Genomic DNA, 18000 nt, shown 5'->3' with positions numbered 1-18000 from the left:
GAGTCATAGTTTTTTTTCGCGCATATGCATTTTTGAAGCTTGTCTGAGAAAAATATTGCACAAACACTGTATTCTATTTTTTACTCATAGAAATAACTTTAGTACTTATATTTTATAAGCAATTTATCCATGGATTTTTAGAATATAATTTCCTATAGGGTAAAAAAGAGTAGATAATCTACTCTTCTACTTCATATGACCCATTATTGAATCATATGCGTCTCCTGCCATATTCATAGCTCTTTTGCTAGCTCTTCTCAAGCCTCTTTGTGCCTTTCTATCTAGCTGTGGTAAAACCATTGCACTTACTGCCATTCCTATCATAGCACCAGCTGCCATATTCCTCATCATTTTTGACATAAATATCACCTCTATAAATATTATTTGACTTTATATATTTATTATTAGTAATATTGTAATCTTTAGTCTATGAAATTTATGGAAATAAACCTCAATTATTAATTAGCAAGAAAAGACAGGATTTATATACGAAGTTAGAATATAATTAATATACAAGAAACATTAATTGAGGTAGGTATAAGAAATGAATTATGATGCTTGTATTAAGAAATCTATTGAATATATAGAACTTAATCTAATGCAAAAAATAGAGCTTAAAGACATTGCAGATAATGTCTTTTTATCAAAGTATCATTTCCATAGAGTTTTTCATTCTGTGGTTGGAGAGCCTGTAGCTGAATATATAAGAAGGAGAAGACTTATGGAATCAGCCAATGAACTTTTAAATACAGATGATAAAATTGTAGATATAGCATTTAAATATCAGTTTAGCTCTCAGGAAGTATTTTCAAAGGCCTTTAAAAGACTTTATGGAATATCTCCAAGAGAATTTAGACGAAATGGAAACAACATAAGTATAATGACTTCAAAGAATAAAATTACAAGTCAGCTTTCTATGGCAGCTTAATATTTTTATAAAATAATATTTTAAAGAGGTGATTTAAATGAGTTATGTACCAGTAGTTATCGAACACACAAATTTAGGAGAACGCTCTTATGACATCTACTCAAGATTACTTAAGGATAGAATAATCATGCTAAATGAACAAGTAACAGATGCAACTGCAAGTATAATTGTTTCACAACTCCTTTTTCTTGAATCAGATAACCCTGATGCTGATATTTATTTTTACATTAATAGTCCAGGAGGATCTGTTACTGCTGGAATGGCAATATATGATACAATGCAGTATATAAAACCAAATATATCTACAATATGCATAGGATTTGCAGCTAGTATGGGTTCACTTTTACTTACAGCAGGTACTAAAGGAAAAAGATACTCTCTTCCTAATAGTGAAATTCTTATACATCAGCCATCTGTTCATGGAGGTTTTCAAGGTCAAGCTACAGATATAAAAATTCATACAGATTGGCTGCTAAGAACTAAGAGGAAATTAAATAAAATATATAGTGAAAAAACTGGTCAATCAATTGAAACTATAGAAAGAGATATGGAAAGAGATTATTTCATGTCTGCTGAAGAAGCACTGTCATACGGAATAATAGATAAAATTTTGTTAAAATAAAGTATTTCAGTTCACAGTGCACAATTCACAATTCATAGTTTAGGATGAAACTACTACGTAGTTTCTGAAATTTAGCTTATATCAACTCTTTTAGAGTTGATATAAGAATTCCTTAATTCAGTAAAGCTGAATTATTTCCATAACTGTGAACTGTGCCTTGTGAACTGTGAACTGATAAAAAGTGCTTTGCACTAATTAAATTTTAAGTTTTGCAAAGCAAAACATCCTCAATTATCAATTACTAATTATCAATTATAAGGATATTATTTCATCTAAAAAATTATATATTTTTTCAACATTTCTTGCTCCTGTAAAGTTAACAACATACTCTATTAAATTTCTTATAATTAAAACTATATTATTCTTTCCTTCCCAATTTTCTAAAACTACTTTTATCGGAACATCTGATATAATTCTCTCTAAAGCAAAAAATGCTACTGCAATTTCATCAATTCTTCCTATAAAAGGTATATTATCTGGGATTATATCTGTTGGAAAAGCTATATATGCAATTGCTCCAGAAATTACTAACTTTGTTCTTACTGGAACCCTTTTATCTTTTAAAAGTCTATATAGTAAAGCAGTCATATCTGGTATTATAAATAGATAGTCACTATATGTTTTTATCTTTTGAGGCAATTTGTTTTCTAAATAACTTCTTCCATCACTATAATAATCTTTTACTTTCACTATGTCCTGATCTATATCTTCAATTATTTCTTCTATTTCCTCAACTTCTTCTTTTTCCTTTTTTAGTGCTCCATCTAAAGATATATTTATCCTAGATAAATCTACATTTAATATATTTTGTGTAATATGTATATCGGAAACATCTAAATCAACATAAGGAACATCCAATAATATGCTTTTTAGGTTTATAACGACTTTACCATCTTGATATTTTATACCCTTTTCCTCTATTGCTTTTAAGGAGTATTTCAAGGCCATTTTTCTTAGCAATGAAAATACCTTTATTTTTGCTATTTTAAATGATGTAACTTCTCCATGTATGATACCGCTCTCTACTCTCTTAAGTTTCACACCTGCAATAAAATCTATTTTAAACCCCTTTACATAGCTTCCTTGCAATTTTATTTCTTCACCAATATCAATTTTAGATAATTTTAATCCATCTACCTTTACAAAATCATTTATTATACTTAATAAGTCTTCTCCAGTTAATGAAACCTTAATCCCTGATATATTCATAATTACCTCCTATTATCCAAGTTATTTATGCATGCAAATACATACTCAAGTTTGTCCCTATTATATATAAAGATTTATCTTTAATAAATACATCATTTATTGGTATATTATAAAAAATACTATCATCATTTATTTTTTCTAAATCTATAGTTATATAATTTCCTCTTATAGTTATATAATCTTCTCCTATCATTTTCACTATAGCTTTTAAAACAATATTACTAGACCCTTTAAGTATACCAAAACTAGTTATATTAAAATCTTCTATTTCTAAAACTATTTTATTATTAAAAAACTTTTTTATATACAATATCCCTTTAAAATTACTATTTAGCTTTGATTTTACTTTGCCTAAAAATCTTATTCCATTAGTTATTTCTATATGGGTTACCTCTATCCCCTTTTCCCTTCCTTTTAGATTTACTACTTCAATAATATCTTCTTCTGTTAATACAGTTGAGTTAAGCATTATTAAAATCTCTCCTTGCTATATTACTTAATAAAGATATTAGTCTAATTAGTCAGTTATTTTACTTAAAGTATAATGCATTTATATAAAATTTAAAAGATATCTTTTAAATTTTACAAAGGTACCAATACTTACATTGGAAAAATATATGATTTTAAGTAGACTAAATATTTAAAAATGTTACAATGTTCTTAATATTCATCCTATACTTAGGAGGTAATGATGAACAAATTAAAGAAAAATATTATTTGGATACCAATAGCAACTGCTATATTCTCCGTAATTGCTTTAGCCTATATAAGTTTTGGGTCTAAAGCCAATTATAATAAACAATATTCAAATTTTTTAGAAGATATAACTAATAATAATATTTCTAAAGTTATTGTAAACAATAGCTCTGATTTGACTATTCTCTTAAAAGATGGAACTAAATATTCAACAACCAATCCTAATAGTCCTAACTTAAAAGAGGATTTATTGAAAAACGATATTGAGGTATTAGATACAAATACTTTTAATCCTCCTAAAACAATAGCTTCTAGTATTCTTTTAGTATCAATTATTTCAGCAGTTTTTATATTTATTAACAAAAGAAAGCTTGGTACTTCTAGTATTACTAATTTAGATGTTAAAGATTTTTCAGAAGATAATGATGCATTAAATTTTAATTCTGTAGCTGGAAACGAAGAAGCGAAAGAGAGTTTAATGGATATAGTTGATTTTCTTAAAAATCCTCAAAAATATAAAGACTATGGTGCTAGAATGCCTAAAGGGGTTATTCTTTATGGTTCTCCCGGTACTGGAAAAACACTCCTTGCTAAAGCTGTTGCTGGAGAAGCAAAAGTTCCATTCTATGCATTAAGTGGATCAGACTTTGTACAAGTTTATGTAGGGGTTGGGGCTGCTAGGATAAGAAACTTATTTAAAAAGGCGAAATCTCAAGGTAAAGCAGTTATCTTTATAGATGAAATAGATGCTATAGGTAAAAAAAGAGGTGGATCAAGTGCCTCTAGTGGAAATGATGAAAGAGATCAAACCTTAAACGCCCTATTAACTGAAATGTCTGGTTTTGGTGAGAAAGAAGGCATAGTTGTAATTGCCGCAACTAACAGGTTAGATACTCTTGATTCAGCATTACTTAGGCCTGGTAGATTTGATAGACATATAGAGGTTTCATTACCTGATATAAGTGCAAGAGAAAAAATAATATCATTGCATTTAGAAAATAAACCTCACTATAATCTAGATTTGAAGGATATAGCTAAAAAAACAGCTTATTTCTCTGGTGCTAAATTAGAGAATTTAATTAATGAAGCTGCAATAATAGCTGCTAAGGAAAATTCTAGTTTATTAACTCAACAGCATATAAATAAAGCATATTCTATTGTTCTTGCTGGCTATGAGAAAAAAGAAAGAGGTCACTATCTTGAAGAAGATAAATTATTAACTTCATATCATGAAGCTGGACATGCTCTTATTTCATTATTAAAAACACCACAGGATAAAGTGTCTAAAATAACTATTATTCCAACCACTAAAGGTGCTGGAGGTTATACATTAACTATACCAAAAGATAGCTCTTACCAAAGATTAGATTATTTAAAAAATAGAATTATGGTTCTTTTTGGTGGGCGAGCTGCAGAAGAAATTATATTTGGCCAAGATAAAATTTCTACAGGAGCTCAAGGTGACTTAAGTCAAGCAACTGAAATTTCAATGTCTATGATTGCAGAATACGGTATGGGAAAAACTTTAGGATTACTAAAACTATCAAGCTTAGGTTCTCTTTCAAACAGTTATGGAAATCCAGTAGTTGAAGAATGTAGGGAACTTGTAAATTCTTTGTATAAAGAAACAGTTAATCTACTTACTGAAAATAAAGGCAAACTAACACAAATAGCTGAAAAACTTATAGAAGAAGAAACTCTAGATGAAAAAGAGATATATGATATATTTAATGAAAAAATTTAAATAATAAAATAAAAGGCAGTAGATAGTTAATTTTATATGATCTATCTATTGCCTTCTTTTGCTCTAAAATTTTAGCAATACTTAGTAAATAAAAATCTTAATTACATAAAATACTTAGAGTCCTTCTAATTATAAAATCTCCGTAAGGCCTTATTTACCATTTTCATGTTTTGTTTGTAATTTATTTTTTCTTGTGAAAATTGAGCCTATAATTACTAACATAGATGATACCAATAGCCATACTGTAGGGTTAGTTCCTCCTGTTTCTGGTAAGTCAACTTCAACTGAGCCCTCATTATTTGTTCCGTTATCTCCATTATTATTTCCAGAATTATTACTACTTTTATCTTTTTCTTTTAAAGCTTTAAGGGCTTCTTCTAACTCTGCTTTTGCTGCATCTACTTGTTCCTGAGTTGCTTCTTCATTTTCTAATACTGCCTTTACATTATCTCTTACTGCTATAAATGCATTCCAACTTTCTTCTGTATAATTTCCTTGTGCTTTATCTTTATTATCATTATAAAGTTTTTGAAGTTCATCTTTATTAATAATAACTACTTTTTCTTCTAATGCTTTAACTGCTTCTTCTAGCTCTGCTTTTGCTGCATTTACTTCTTCTTGAGTTGCTTCTTCATTTTCTAATACTGCCTTTACATTATCTCTTGCTGCTATAAATTCATTCCAACTTTCTTCTGTATAATTTCCTTGTGCTTTATCCTTATTATCATTATAAAGTTTTTGAAGTTCATCTTTATTAATAATAACTACTTTTTCTTCTAATGCTTTAACTGCTTCTTCTAGCTCTGCTTTTGCTGCATTTACTTCTTCTTGAGTTGCTTCTTCATTTTCTAATACTGCCTTTACATTATCTCTTGCTGCTATAAATTCATTCCAACTTTCTTCTGTATAATTTCCTTGTGCTTTATCCTTATTATCATTATAAAGCTTTAGAAGTTCATCCTTATTTACTTCTACCCCATCATCCTTATTAATTGCTATCCAACTAATTATAGGGGCTGGACTTCCAGATGATGCCTTTAATGTGTACGTAACAACTGTATTTTCATCAATTGTAAAGGATGTTGAACTAACTGCCTGATTCTTAGATTTTGATACATCTACTCTTTCACCATTAACAGTTTTTTCAGTTTCATTTTTCTTGTAAGTTATAACTTGATCCATAGATCTAGTTACACTCCACCATTCATTGAAGCCTGCTGTTATTGTATAAGTTCCTGGTGAAAGTGTGAATTTGTAGCTAATATCTGTCTTAGCATATAATCCTGTTGAATATTTTTCATTAATATCTGTACTAGCTTTTACTGAAACTTCATTATTAACATATCCCCAAGCATTTTCATTATTGAAAATTTGATCATTTGTCTTATTAATTAAATTAGTAGTATTTTTAGATATAACATCATATATTGGAGATGTTCCAGTTCCTGAATCTATAAAGTACACTAAGTAATTAGGTATTACTTCAAACTTAGCCTTAATATCCCTTTCCTGTGATTCTTCTCCGTTATTTTTTGCTATTCCATTTACGCTTACTGTTTCATATGCACTGTTAAATGTGGTATTATCCCACTCTACTGTATATTGACTTCCATCAATAGTTATTGCCTTAGGAAGGTTTGTGGAATTTCCCCCTTGAATTACAACGCCTTGATATCCTAAATCAACTATTTGACCTTCTCTTACAATAAGGTTAACAGTAATTACCCTGCCATTTACATACCCATTATCTTCGGCTGCTTCTAATAATCCTGTGATTTTATATTCTCCTTGTTTCAATAGTGCAGAGGTTATTTGAGATTCCTGCCATTTTATATTTATATTTGTAAATTCTTTATCTCCAGCTTTTATATTTGTAGTTTTAGGGAATCTTTCTAAAACTTTTTCAATACTTTCACCAGCTTTTGCATCTACCTCAATTTTATCTGAAGTAGTTAATGGAGTATAAAGAATTTCATTATTAGGATTCCAATTATCATAATATTCTATAGCTATTGTGTTATCATTCTTAACTTGAATAGGTAACCATACATATCTTGAATTTGGTCCTGCTGATCCATTACTACTAGTTTTCCAGCGGTCTCCCATATAAATATATTGTCCTTTTTCTGAATCTACAGTTATGATACTAGTTGGTTGAGAATCAAACCCCTTTTCAGTAAAGCTTACTCCAATACATGGATTTCCAACTTTCTCCCAAGTTTCTCCTTCTGCTGTAATCATACTCTTTGAGCGATAATATACTATTTCTGTAGAATTCCACCCATCGGTTCCTGATGTCAGCATATAGTAGTATCCATTATTATAGAATACTGATGAAGCTTCTCTACTTTTATCCGGTAACATTCTATAGCTAAAATCTTCACCAACCTTAGCTTCTCCACCTTCAATAGATGGACCAGTATACTCTGAATTTAAAAGTGACACATACATGTAATAATTCATTTCACTTGAATATATTGCATAAGCATCATCTACGCCGTCATTATTAACATCATGCCCATAATCTACAAACATTGTCATGTCACGAGATTCACCCTTACGATTATCATTTAATCCTGGTTTCCAATTCATACGAGTTGAATTTACAAGTTTAAATGGTCCAAATGGTGTATCTGAAACAGCAAATCCTATTTCAGCACGTCCATATCTTGATCCAGTATTTGTATCTTCTGCTCTTGCACCATTCTTTACCCAATTTACTAATGTTTCATTATCATATGTTGGAGAGTCTGAATGAAATGCTATAACAAATTTTTTAGTTTGCTTATTATATAGCATCTTAGGGCGTTCACTAATGTTATATCTTCCATAAAGACGTTCAAAGGCTAAACGAAGAGAATCTTCATCATAAGATTTTGCTATACCCTTTTCTTCATCTTCCCACTCTGTAACATAAGCTTTAACAAAATATTTTGCATCATCAATTTGCTTTTGAGTGTACTCTTCATTTGCTTCAGTTAAATTTGCTAATTCTTTAAACTTATTAAGTTGGCTTACATCAAATTCTAATTTATTCTCTACAGCTTTAACTGGTAAAATATTATTATGCATAGGAAGCACTGTGCCCATATCTTTCCAGTTCAATAAATCTTCTGATATATAACACTTTACACCATCAACTGGTCTTGTAGAATTAGTTTTATCCTCACCATACCAGAACCAATAATCTTTATCTAATTTCCCATCTCCATCAATATCATAGTTAATTTCTTTTTCATTTAATTTTTGTACTGATCCTCCATGAGCTTCTATAAGGTTTCCCTCTGCGTCTTTCCACTCAGCCCCTGGTGTAATAGATGTATAAAGTTCTACTAATCCTTTAATTGCATTTTCTAAGTTTGTTTTTGCAGCATCTACTTCTTCTTGTACTGGTTTTACATTTTCTAATACATCCTTAGCATTTGTTAATGCTTCTTCAAATACGCTCCAGCTTTCATTTGTGTACTTTTCTTTTTCCTTAGACTTATTATCATCATATAATTTTTGTAAATCTGATGTATTTACATAATTAACTGAATCAACTCCTGTTATTACATCTATTCCATCTAATACAAAGCTTCCACCTTTTACTACTACTTTTGCAGTATGAGCTTTATCACTTAATCCATGGATATAGTAGGAAGTTTGTCTATCTCCTTTACTGTACACTCTTGTATTTTCATTTACTAATTGGTTATCTACATAAACATCTAATAATGCATCAGGTGTATTTCCAAATAAGTTAAAGCCTGTACCATTAAAGTTAAATATAAATGAACTAGTTTTTACAGTATCAGGATCAACTGTATAATAAACATTTGCACCCTTATAATCCATAAAAGTATCTATACGTTGATTATCTTTTAGTGATACTTTTAAGGTATGTGCTTTTTGCTCTAAATTTCTTACAGAGTACATTACACCAGTACTTGTATTTACTCCAAAGTTACCTACATCTTGTCCATCAAGTTCAAAATTATATTTTTGTTGTGCACCAGCACCTGCAAGATAATCAATTCCAGAACCTGTAAAATTAATAACAAGAGCAGGACTATCATTGAAATTAGCCCAAGCATTGGAAGTTTGGCTACCCCATACTTGTCCATTCTTTCTTATTGCATATACAGTATTTTCTGCATTTCCAACTTGAGCTTCATCAGCTATTTTAACAATACTTGTAGGAGCTAACTTAATTGTAGATAAAGCCTTATCAGTTGTTGTAATTTCTGCCTTTGAAAAACTAATATAACCTTGTTTTGATACTACTTTTAGTACATGATTTCCATCTGTCAATTCTTCAGAACTCCAAAGCAACTCATTAATTTCATAATTATTTATATAATCAATATCAGCTACTTTATTGCCATCTAAATAAACTTCACCTTTTCCATTACTCGGATTCCTTATTCCATAAAGGTTAACAGCTGTTCCCTTAAATTGAATTTCCATGGATGTTCCAGTATTTCCCCAAGCATTTGCATCATTTGAACCCCAGCTACCTTGATAATATACCTTATTTATTACTCCACTTTGAGTCGTAGAATCTTTATGGGTAACTGTAACTCCATTCCAAACTGGGAAGTTAGTATCAGTTCTCATTAATGTACGATTATAATGCGCATATCCTGATTGTTGGAATGTCCAATTTCCAACATATCCTATAGGATTTATTGAATCATTATTTGCTAATGCTGCTTCTTCAGACTCATAAACCTTACCTTGCGCGCTATCATACTTATCAGATTCATAGGAATAACCTTCAATTGGATCAACACGAAGGTTGTCTATTAATGTTTCATAAAAACCTGTTCCTATAGTAATTCTTCCTGCCATTACTGTTGAATCATTATCTGTGTATGAATCTATTATTTTGTTGTCTAAATATAAAGTAAATATATTTTTTCTCGCCTCAAAACCTAAATTATGCCAATCACTCTTATCAAAATTTTCAATAGTTCCTAATTTTACTACCTTACCTAATTTAAGAATTTCATATTTACCATCGGAGTACACACGTGCATTATATGTTGCATGTGAGTCAGTTCCTCCTGCTTTTACTTGCCTAACTCCAATTAGTGCATAATTACTTCTGCCAGATATCTCTGTTGTATGTGTATCTAATAAGAAATCATAAGAAGCTTTATAATTTGTCCATCTAAAATCTCCTAAAGTTGTGTTAGGATTACTTGAAGATGCAGATCCATCTGTTCCACCCCATACTGCCCAATCAGCTCCTATATTATCATGAGTAATCATTTGTTGAAGCATATTTCCATGCTCTTCAGCATCTGGAATTTCTATATCTTCACGTTCAGCACTACCTGCCTTAGCCTGCTTAGTAGCTTCTTTTACAACTTCAAATGCAGCATTTTGATCTGTAGTATAACGTGGAGTTCCGCCTCTTCTATCTACATAATCTCTTCCTTTTTCATCTAAGGCATATTCATCATACTCAAAATCATCAGTATATGGCAGAGGTAATATAGTATCCTCTTTTAACTTTTCTTCAGTCATTGAATTTGATTGATATTCAAAATCTTTAATTCCACTTTTATCTAATGTGGTTATAGTAAGTATTGAATATGGCTTTACTTCTACAGTATAAATTCCATCTTCTGGTGTAATTTCCCCCATATTTTTCATCCAATTTTCATCGTATGATTGTCCACTTTCTGGACCTCTAGTTTCCCATAAATAAACCTTTTCATTTTCTTTTCCACTTAAATTGGATGCATTTATCTTATATTTACGAGTTTGTGATGTATTATTTGCAAAAACAGTTGTATAATCATCTGTTTCAGGATCTTTCATAGTCATATAATTATGAGTTGATGAATCCACTCCGACTCCACCATCAGAGAAAGAGCCATCATTATATGTTGCTTCATTAAGAATCATCCATCTTTCATTCTCTTCAGTATCATGATCATCTTGTCCAACAAAGTTCATTACTTGTCGAACTCCTTGTATTCCACCATCTATTTCATAGAATCCTGACCAAGGATCAAATGCTGATATTAAATGTTTAGGATTATATGATGCACCTTCATAAAAAGCTGCAACTGAAGGTTGAAAATCAAAAGATACTGCATTTAAAGGGTTTGATCCAGCTCCAGTCCATGAATATCCAAGCATAACACGAGAAACTACATCTACTATCCCTGCAGTTCCACCTAATCCATTACGATTTGGCTCCATGTTTTCACGATATCTAGCATTAATCATTGGAGCAATTCCTTCTGATATCCATACTTCTTTTGGCTGTTTACCTTCAGATACCAATCTATTTTGTAATTGTGTAAGTTCATTTGACCCTGTTAAGCCATAATGGCAACTAATAACATCTATTTCATCAATTAAATCTGGATTATTTAGTAGAACAGAGCTTATTGTTTTAGTATCTCTGTAACCATCTGCAGCAACAATTTTTATTGATTCATAATCCTCAGTATAATTAGGTTCTTTTTTAATTTCAGCTGTAAAATATTTCAGCCATTCTATTTCATTTTTGCCATTATTTTGAGCTCTTTCATTTTGAGAAATTCCAACATAATCTATTCTATATCCAAATTCTTCATAAAAGGCATCAATTGTTTGCTTATACCATTGATAGCGTGCCTCATAATCTTTATTTGCTGCTAAATTCCATGTCCATCGTGGCTCTCCCCAACGAAGTATTTCTACACTTATGTTAGGATTAATTTTCTTCGCATCTGCTGCAAAATGAAATCCAGCACCTCTTACAACATTCGCAGGCTCATCTGAATATCTCATAGTAGCAGGTTCAGTTCCTGATGATGAATTTACATCAGCACCTAACTCTACCTTTATATGAGTTAATCCCGCACCTATTTCTGAATTGAATAATTCATTCATTATTTCCCAATATTTTTCTGGATTTTCTTCTTTATAGTCTAACAATAAGCGTGATGTGTTGTTACATGTGACAGTTCCAAAACCTTTGAACCTATTATATTCATCTACCTTAGTCCCATCAATATTTATTTCTTTAACAATTTCTTCTGCCTTAGCTTCTATTGTATTTACAGTTGGAAGTAATCCACAAAATAATGCAACTGATAATACTTTTGCTATTAGCACTTTTAAATTTTTGTTGAATCTCATTTTTCTCCTCCCTTATTGATTTTAACTATAACTACCAAATAAAATTATTATAAAATCCCTCCTAACTTTGTGGCATATAGTTAAAGCACCTAATTTGATTGGATAAAATCCATACAACCATAATTTTACAGAACTTTAAATATCATAAAAATGTTCTATTTTTTTATTTCATTAACTTTTGTTAAACCTTTTCATAAAAATTTAGAAATTTTTTTCTTTTTATAAATCGCATGTATTTTTTTATTATTACATACATTTTTTTCACACAAAAATATCCAAGAAATTATTGTTACATAAAGCATTAAATAGTATTAGATCACCAATTCAGATAACCTAATACTATTTAATAAAAATTCTATCACATACATTTTCAATTTTTCATCATTAACTATTCTAGTAGTCTAATTGTTTTAATCTTAAAATTAGCTGTTCATGACTTGCTTCTACTAATTTATATGATATTATTTTTCTTTCTATTTCCCTTTGAACTTTATCAGAATTGCTAAACAAATCCCTAACCATATTAATTGCATAAGCCAGAACGGTTGCAACTCCAGCACTTCCTAGTTCAATTCCTAAAGTTTCAGTATCTGAAAGCTGTCCCTTCATCAGCTTATATATTTCATTACAATAAGCCCCTTTTATGATTATGACATCATATTTATATTCTAATCCTGTTAATAATTCTAATGGATTAAATGCTTCAAATGCTGGATTTTCCTTTTCTAAAGCTATAAGTTCATCAAGCACAGTACCTGGCGTCTTATTTAAGAATTCAGCTAATGCCATTATTACCTTATTAGAATACTTTTCAATTTTTTTGCTAGTATGAGTCGCAAGTAATTGTTGACTGACTCCAGTTTTTTTATATACATCATATCTTTTGCAATTATTCTTTTGTAAATATAGATCTAAATAATTCATTCTTATACCCTCCTTGTTTTAGTAATAAAAAATATTTTATTACTAAAATATTTTTTATTACTTAATTATATTATATCACTAAATTCATAAAATGTTTCTTTTTATTTAAAATTTTCCGAACAATTTTTTCAGGATTTGGATGTATGACTAACCTTTATCTTAATTCTTATCTCAAATTTCATTAAATACTTTCATTCTACTAGTAAAAAAAATAGAAGAGATATTCTTCCCTTCTATTTTTTGATTTTATATTAATTTTTAAATCTTTCATTTTCCTCAGGATAAGGAACTACATAAGCTCCCTTAAGTCCGTTTTTATTTAACTTTATTAACTCTTCTTCTGCTTCTTCATAATCTCTATAATATCCTAAGCAAATTCTCCATCCCTCTCTTGTTGGAGTTTTAGGTTTCTTTACAGGAATATCAATTAAAACCTTATCAACCATAGCTAAACAAGCCTTAGCTACCATGTATCCATACTTAATACTACTAAAGTTTTTTTCTATGTCTTCGTTAGATATAAATTCTGCCTCAACAATAACTGCTGGCATTTGGGTTTCTCTTAAAACAGTATAACTTGCTTCTTTTATTCCTCTGTCATTAGATTTTAGATTTGCAAGCAACTCGTCTCTTATAAATTTTGATAATTCCTCTGCTCTAGTACCTTTTTCAAAAATTACTATTTCGCTTCCCTTTATTGAATCATCCACAAAGGAATTCATATGGAAACTAACAAAGTAATCTGCATTCCAATTGTTTGCTATATTTATTCTGTCTTTTACATCTAAACTTGTATCTGATGCTCTAGTCAGTAATACTATTTCTCCATTTCTTTCTAATAACCTTTTTGCTTCATATACTGCTTCTAAGACGATATCTGCTTCTCTTCTGCCATGCTTTCCTATTGCTCCAGGATCATTGCCACCATGTGCTGCATCTAATACCCACTTTGCCACTTCCGTCCCTCCTATTATTTATATAATACCTAATTATATAAATATTGTATTAATTCATAATTTAGTATACTTAATAGGCTTAGACTTGGTTACAAATTGCGAAGCAATTTTATTCAGTTTACAATGCACAATTCACAGTTCACATCTTTTGGAATAAATTTACGGGTATCAGTAAAAGGGTAACAGTTTTATCTAGTTGATAATTGACGATTAAGGAACATCTACTTCAGAGGTACAAAATCTAAAATTACAGGGATTTTCACAATAACTTTTTATATCTCATTATATGATTGTTAATGAAGAATAAAAGAAATTTGCGACTTACTCATACATCTTTAAGTATGTTTGAATTTAGGCCATTGATTATAGCCTATACTCGGATTATTTGAATTATAATAATTTATTTCTCCATAATTTTTCATTCTTTCATTACTAATTTTGCTCTGTACAATTAAATTACTTGCTACCTGTTCCCTGACACCTGACACCTGTTCCCTGTTACCTACAACCTGAAATCAACTGTGAATTGTGCACTGTGCACTGTGAACTAAAAACCAACTGTGAACTAAAAAAGTGCACTGCACTTTTCATAAACATCATTCAAGAAGTTTTCTAAATCTTTGCTTTCACCTGCTCCTTGAGCTAATATTTTATTTCCTCCTCCTTTTCCATTTATGTATTTTATATTTTCTTTTAAAAGTTCTCCCATATTAAATAAGGCAATATTATTAGAGCATGTAAAAATTATATTGGATTTTTCTTTATTCTTTATTGCAAACAAGCATATAATATTATTTTTATCAGCTAATTTACTTGACAATTTTCTAATATAATTTATACTTTTTTCTTGAAATATCTTTTTTATAATTAAAAGTTCTTTTTCTTTATGGCAAGTAGAAAGTAAATATTCACTTTCATATTTCATAAGTTCTTCTTCATTTTTCTTTTTCTCATCTAATAAAATTTCTAAATTTTCTTTTAAATTTTTTATACTATTTAATGATTCTTCTTCATTACTGCTTAGATAATTACAAATGTCTTTTATTATCTTATCATTCTTTAAAGAATCTTCTATCGCTCGTTTACCTGCTAAAAATTCTATTCTTGTATTATTTTTATTTTTTTCATATTTTTTAATCTTAATTAGCCTTAAATCCAATGTGCTTTTTGGATGAACTCCACAGCATGCATTAATATCTAAATCTCCTATCTTAACTACTCTTATTTCCTTATCTGTATTTGGTAAATCTCTTCTTAAATTTAAATTTTTTAACTCATCGTAACTTGGAATAATAAATTCTACCATAATATTTTGTCTTACTATATCATTAGCCATTTTTTCTGCTTTTTTTATTTTATCTTCATCTAAATGTCCAATAATATCAACTGTGCTTATCTCTTTTCCTAAATGTATACTTACTGTATTTGCACTAAATAGCTTAAAAAAGCACCCTGAAAGTACATGCTGAGCTAAATGTTGATGCATACCATCTTCTCTTCTATTCCAGTTTATTTCTCCTTTAATTAAACTACCTTTATCTATATTTTCTGAAATGACATGATATACAATTTCATTTTCTTCATATACTTCTAATACATCTTTCTCGTTTATTTTCCCTAAATCACAGCATTGTCCTCCACCACCTGAAAAAAAAGCTGTTTTATCTAATGCTATATGATATTTATTATTTAATTCCTTTACTTCTATAACCTTTGCCTCAAATTTAGTTTGATACTGATTGGTATAATATAATTTTTCCATATTTCTCACCTTTAATAATTTCCTTCAACATTTAAATATATTTCCTTAGAAATATTACCTATAATTTCATACGCTTGACTACCCCAGTCTAATAAATATCTTTCATCTTCTGTACCGTCATTATATGCTTCATCACTTAAATTCCCTATATCTCTAGTTAATATAACTATTATGTAATCATCTTTTCCATATATTATTCCACAATCATGGTAATATCTATAGTAATCTCCTATTTTATGCGCCACTATATCATGAGGGATATATTTATCTAATCTATCATGAAAAACTGTTTTTGTCATATAATCTATAAGCAATTCATAATATGGATTGTTATTAGGATTTTCATATAATCTATCTAGCACCATATATAATTGTCTTGCAGTAATATAATTCTCATAAGGTATAGATTCATCTCCTGTAATATCTATTAAATAATCTGTTATTGATATTTCACTAATTCTACGAAGCATATTTTTAGCAACATTATCAGATTCAATTATTGACAATCTTACAGCTTCCCCTATTGTAACATTTGTAACATCTTCTAAATAATATAGTACCCCACTTCCATCTTCATCATCTTCTTCCTCATAATAAATTTCATCTTCCAAATTTAATGCCCCTTCAAATACTTGGTCTAAAATCATCATGCATAATGGAACTTTTGTTGTACTTGCTGCTATATAATACCTATCTGGATTTAATAAATATTCTTCTTCAGTATCTAAGTTTTTATAGTATATAGATATATTATCTTTATAAATCCCTGCTATTTCACTAATTTTTTTATCTATCTTATATGATGTTTCTTCATTTTCTATTTTTATAGTGGTCTCTTCTGTATTTTTATTAATATCCTCATAGCTACAACTCTTACTAAATAATATAAATACTATGATTATTAGGATACTTATTTTTTTCATTTAGTTCTCCTTTTTCTCTTTGCTTTAGTAATATATTTTAATATTTATTATATCATAAATATTAAAATGTAATTCACCTCAAAAAATTAAAGAGTAGACAATTAATCGCTAAAATAAATATAATTCAGCCGATTTATTATCTACTCTTTATTGAAGTTAATATATCAAAAGCTCTTAGAAAACTGGAAGCACTGATCCATCTGAATATTTTTCTTCAATATACTTTTTAACTGTATCTGATGTTAATGCTTCAGTCAAATCCTTAATCTTTTGGATATTTTCATTTCCTTCTTTTATTGCTATTACATTGTGATATTTCTTTGATGCTTCTGAATTAGCATCTTCTACGAATACTGCATCTTTTGCTGGACTTAGACCAGCTTCTAATGCATAGTTACCATTTATAACCGCTAGCCCTACTTCATCTAAAACTCTTGGAAGTTGTGCTGCTTCTAATTCTTCGAATTTTAAGTTCTTTGGATTTTCTGTTATATCCTTTGGAGTAACTAGTTCACCATCTTTTAACTTTATTAATCCTGAGTTTTCTAAAACTCTTAAAGCTCTTGCTTCGTTAGATGGGTCATTTGGCACAGCAACTGTCGCTCCATCCTCTAACTCTTTTAGGTCCTTAATTTTTCTTGAATAAACTGCTAAAGGCTCTAAGTGCACTCCCTTTGTATAAGTTAAATGCAATCCCTTTCCTTCATTAGTTTCATCTAAATAAGCTATAGTTTGAAAGTAGTTTGCATCTAACTCTCCTTCTTCTAAAGATGTATTCGGTGTTACATAGTCAGTGAACTCAACTATATTAACTGTATATCCTTTTCCTTCAAGTTCTGGCTTTATAGCCTCTACTATATCCTTATGTGGAACTGGTGTAACCCCTATTGTTATTGTTTTGTCTTCTGATGATGCTGAGCCTGTACTATTATCTGGCTTTGCTCCTCCACATCCTACTAAACTTATTGCTAAAGCCCCTGTTAATAAAATTGATAAAATTGATTTTCTTTTCATATAAAAACCCCCTTGTTATAATTAAGAATTAATAGTGAATAATTGTGGATGAAACTCTTGCAGAGTTCCTTTAGTTATGGTCTTTTTTCTTTTATTA

General features: G+C 29.5%; 12 protein-coding genes. 3 read left to right on the top strand and 9 right to left on the bottom strand.

Going from position 1 to position 18000, the window contains the following annotated elements:
- Nucleotides 1–186 precede the first annotated feature (186 nt).
- Complete coding sequence (locus AAT22_RS19045; RefSeq protein ID WP_016206251.1) at nt 187–360, bottom strand: hypothetical protein; 174 nt, start codon at nt 358–360, stop codon at nt 187–189.
- Nucleotides 361–544: 184 nt separating this feature from the next.
- Between AAT22_RS19045 and AAT22_RS08765 the strand changes: the two genes are divergently transcribed.
- Nucleotides 545–928, top strand: a complete 384-nt coding sequence (locus AAT22_RS08765; RefSeq protein WP_016206252.1) for a helix-turn-helix transcriptional regulator — start codon at nt 545–547, stop codon at nt 926–928.
- A 37-nt stretch (nt 929–965) separates the two neighbouring features.
- Nucleotides 966–1550: an ATP-dependent Clp endopeptidase proteolytic subunit ClpP gene (gene clpP / locus AAT22_RS08760; RefSeq protein ID WP_016206253.1), complete on the top strand. Its 585-nt coding sequence runs from the start codon at nt 966–968 to the stop codon at nt 1548–1550.
- A gap of 252 nt (nt 1551–1802) precedes the next feature.
- On the opposite strand, the gene AAT22_RS08755 is transcribed toward clpP, so the two are convergent.
- Both AAT22_RS08755 and AAT22_RS08750 read right to left on the bottom strand, forming a co-directional pair.
- A complete protein-coding gene (locus AAT22_RS08755) occupies nt 1803–2759 on the bottom strand; it encodes a YkvA family protein (protein ID WP_047000930.1) in 957 nt (318 codons plus the stop codon).
- 25 nt (nt 2760–2784) lie between these two features.
- The gene (locus AAT22_RS08750) at nt 2785–3228 is read right to left on the bottom strand and encodes a hypothetical protein (RefSeq protein ID WP_047000929.1); all 444 of its coding nucleotides are present in this window, start codon (nt 3226–3228) and stop codon (nt 2785–2787) included.
- Nucleotides 3229–3450: 222 nt separating this feature from the next.
- Here AAT22_RS08750 and AAT22_RS08745 point away from each other — a divergent pair, with 222 nt between their 5' ends.
- Nucleotides 3451–5199, top strand: coding sequence for an ATP-dependent metallopeptidase FtsH/Yme1/Tma family protein (locus tag AAT22_RS08745; RefSeq protein WP_047000928.1), 1749 nt, complete (start codon nt 3451–3453; stop codon nt 5197–5199).
- Between the two features lie 150 nt (nt 5200–5349).
- Here AAT22_RS08745 and AAT22_RS18780 read toward each other — a convergent pair whose 3' ends face one another.
- The 6 genes from AAT22_RS18780 to AAT22_RS08715 all read right to left on the bottom strand — a co-directional run bounded on the left by AAT22_RS18780 (nt 5350) and on the right by AAT22_RS08715 (nt 17903).
- A complete protein-coding gene (locus tag AAT22_RS18780; protein WP_084820743.1) occupies nt 5350–12324 on the bottom strand; it encodes an FIVAR domain-containing protein in 6975 nt (2324 codons plus the stop codon).
- 393 nt (nt 12325–12717) lie between these two features.
- Entirely contained in the window at nt 12718–13248 is a 531-nt protein-coding gene (locus tag AAT22_RS08735; protein ID WP_016206259.1) for a helix-turn-helix domain-containing protein, read from the bottom strand.
- Nucleotides 13249–13499: 251 nt separating this feature from the next.
- The gene (locus AAT22_RS08730; RefSeq protein ID WP_016206260.1) at nt 13500–14204 is read right to left on the bottom strand and encodes an N-acetylmuramoyl-L-alanine amidase; all 705 of its coding nucleotides are present in this window, start codon (nt 14202–14204) and stop codon (nt 13500–13502) included.
- Between the two features lie 565 nt (nt 14205–14769).
- Complete coding sequence (locus AAT22_RS08725) at nt 14770–15966, bottom strand: DHHA1 domain-containing protein (protein WP_047000927.1); 1197 nt, start codon at nt 15964–15966, stop codon at nt 14770–14772.
- A gap of 11 nt (nt 15967–15977) precedes the next feature.
- On the bottom strand, nt 15978–16889 hold the full coding sequence (locus AAT22_RS08720; RefSeq protein WP_047000926.1) for a serine hydrolase: 912 nt from the start codon (nt 16887–16889) through the stop codon (nt 15978–15980).
- 174 nt (nt 16890–17063) lie between these two features.
- On the bottom strand, nt 17064–17903 hold the full coding sequence (locus AAT22_RS08715; RefSeq protein ID WP_047000925.1) for a MetQ/NlpA family ABC transporter substrate-binding protein: 840 nt from the start codon (nt 17901–17903) through the stop codon (nt 17064–17066).
- Nucleotides 17904–18000: the final 97 nt, after the last annotated feature.

The sequence above is a fragment of the Clostridium sp. C8 genome, from assembly GCF_001010885.1.
Taxonomy (GTDB): domain Bacteria; phylum Bacillota; class Clostridia; order Clostridiales; family Clostridiaceae; genus Clostridium; species Clostridium sartagoforme.
Note: the sequence above shows the minus strand (reverse complement) of the source record. Positions and strands in the feature narration are given on the sequence as shown.

Excerpts from the sequence above, each read along its gene's own strand:
- AAT22_RS19045 (WP_016206251.1), bottom strand. The coding sequence starts at position 360 with ATGTCAAAAATGATGAGGAATATGGCAGCTGGTGCTATGATAGGAATG.
- AAT22_RS08765 (WP_016206252.1), top strand. The coding sequence starts at position 545 with ATGAATTATGATGCTTGTATTAAGAAATCTATTGAATATATAGAACTT.
- clpP (WP_016206253.1), top strand. The coding sequence starts at position 966 with ATGAGTTATGTACCAGTAGTTATCGAACACACAAATTTAGGAGAACGC.
- AAT22_RS08755 (WP_047000930.1), bottom strand. The coding sequence starts at position 2,759 with ATGAATATATCAGGGATTAAGGTTTCATTAACTGGAGAAGACTTATTA.
- AAT22_RS08750 (WP_047000929.1), bottom strand. The coding sequence starts at position 3,228 with ATGCTTAACTCAACTGTATTAACAGAAGAAGATATTATTGAAGTAGTA.
- AAT22_RS08745 (WP_047000928.1), top strand. The coding sequence starts at position 3,451 with ATGAACAAATTAAAGAAAAATATTATTTGGATACCAATAGCAACTGCT.
- AAT22_RS18780 (WP_084820743.1), bottom strand. The coding sequence starts at position 12,324 with ATGAGATTCAACAAAAATTTAAAAGTGCTAATAGCAAAAGTATTATCA.
- AAT22_RS08735 (WP_016206259.1), bottom strand. The coding sequence starts at position 13,248 with ATGAATTATTTAGATCTATATTTACAAAAGAATAATTGCAAAAGATAT.
- AAT22_RS08725 (WP_047000927.1), bottom strand. The coding sequence starts at position 15,966 with ATGGAAAAATTATATTATACCAATCAGTATCAAACTAAATTTGAGGCA.
- AAT22_RS08720 (WP_047000926.1), bottom strand. The coding sequence starts at position 16,889 with ATGAAAAAAATAAGTATCCTAATAATCATAGTATTTATATTATTTAGT.
- AAT22_RS08715 (WP_047000925.1), bottom strand. The coding sequence starts at position 17,903 with ATGAAAAGAAAATCAATTTTATCAATTTTATTAACAGGGGCTTTAGCA.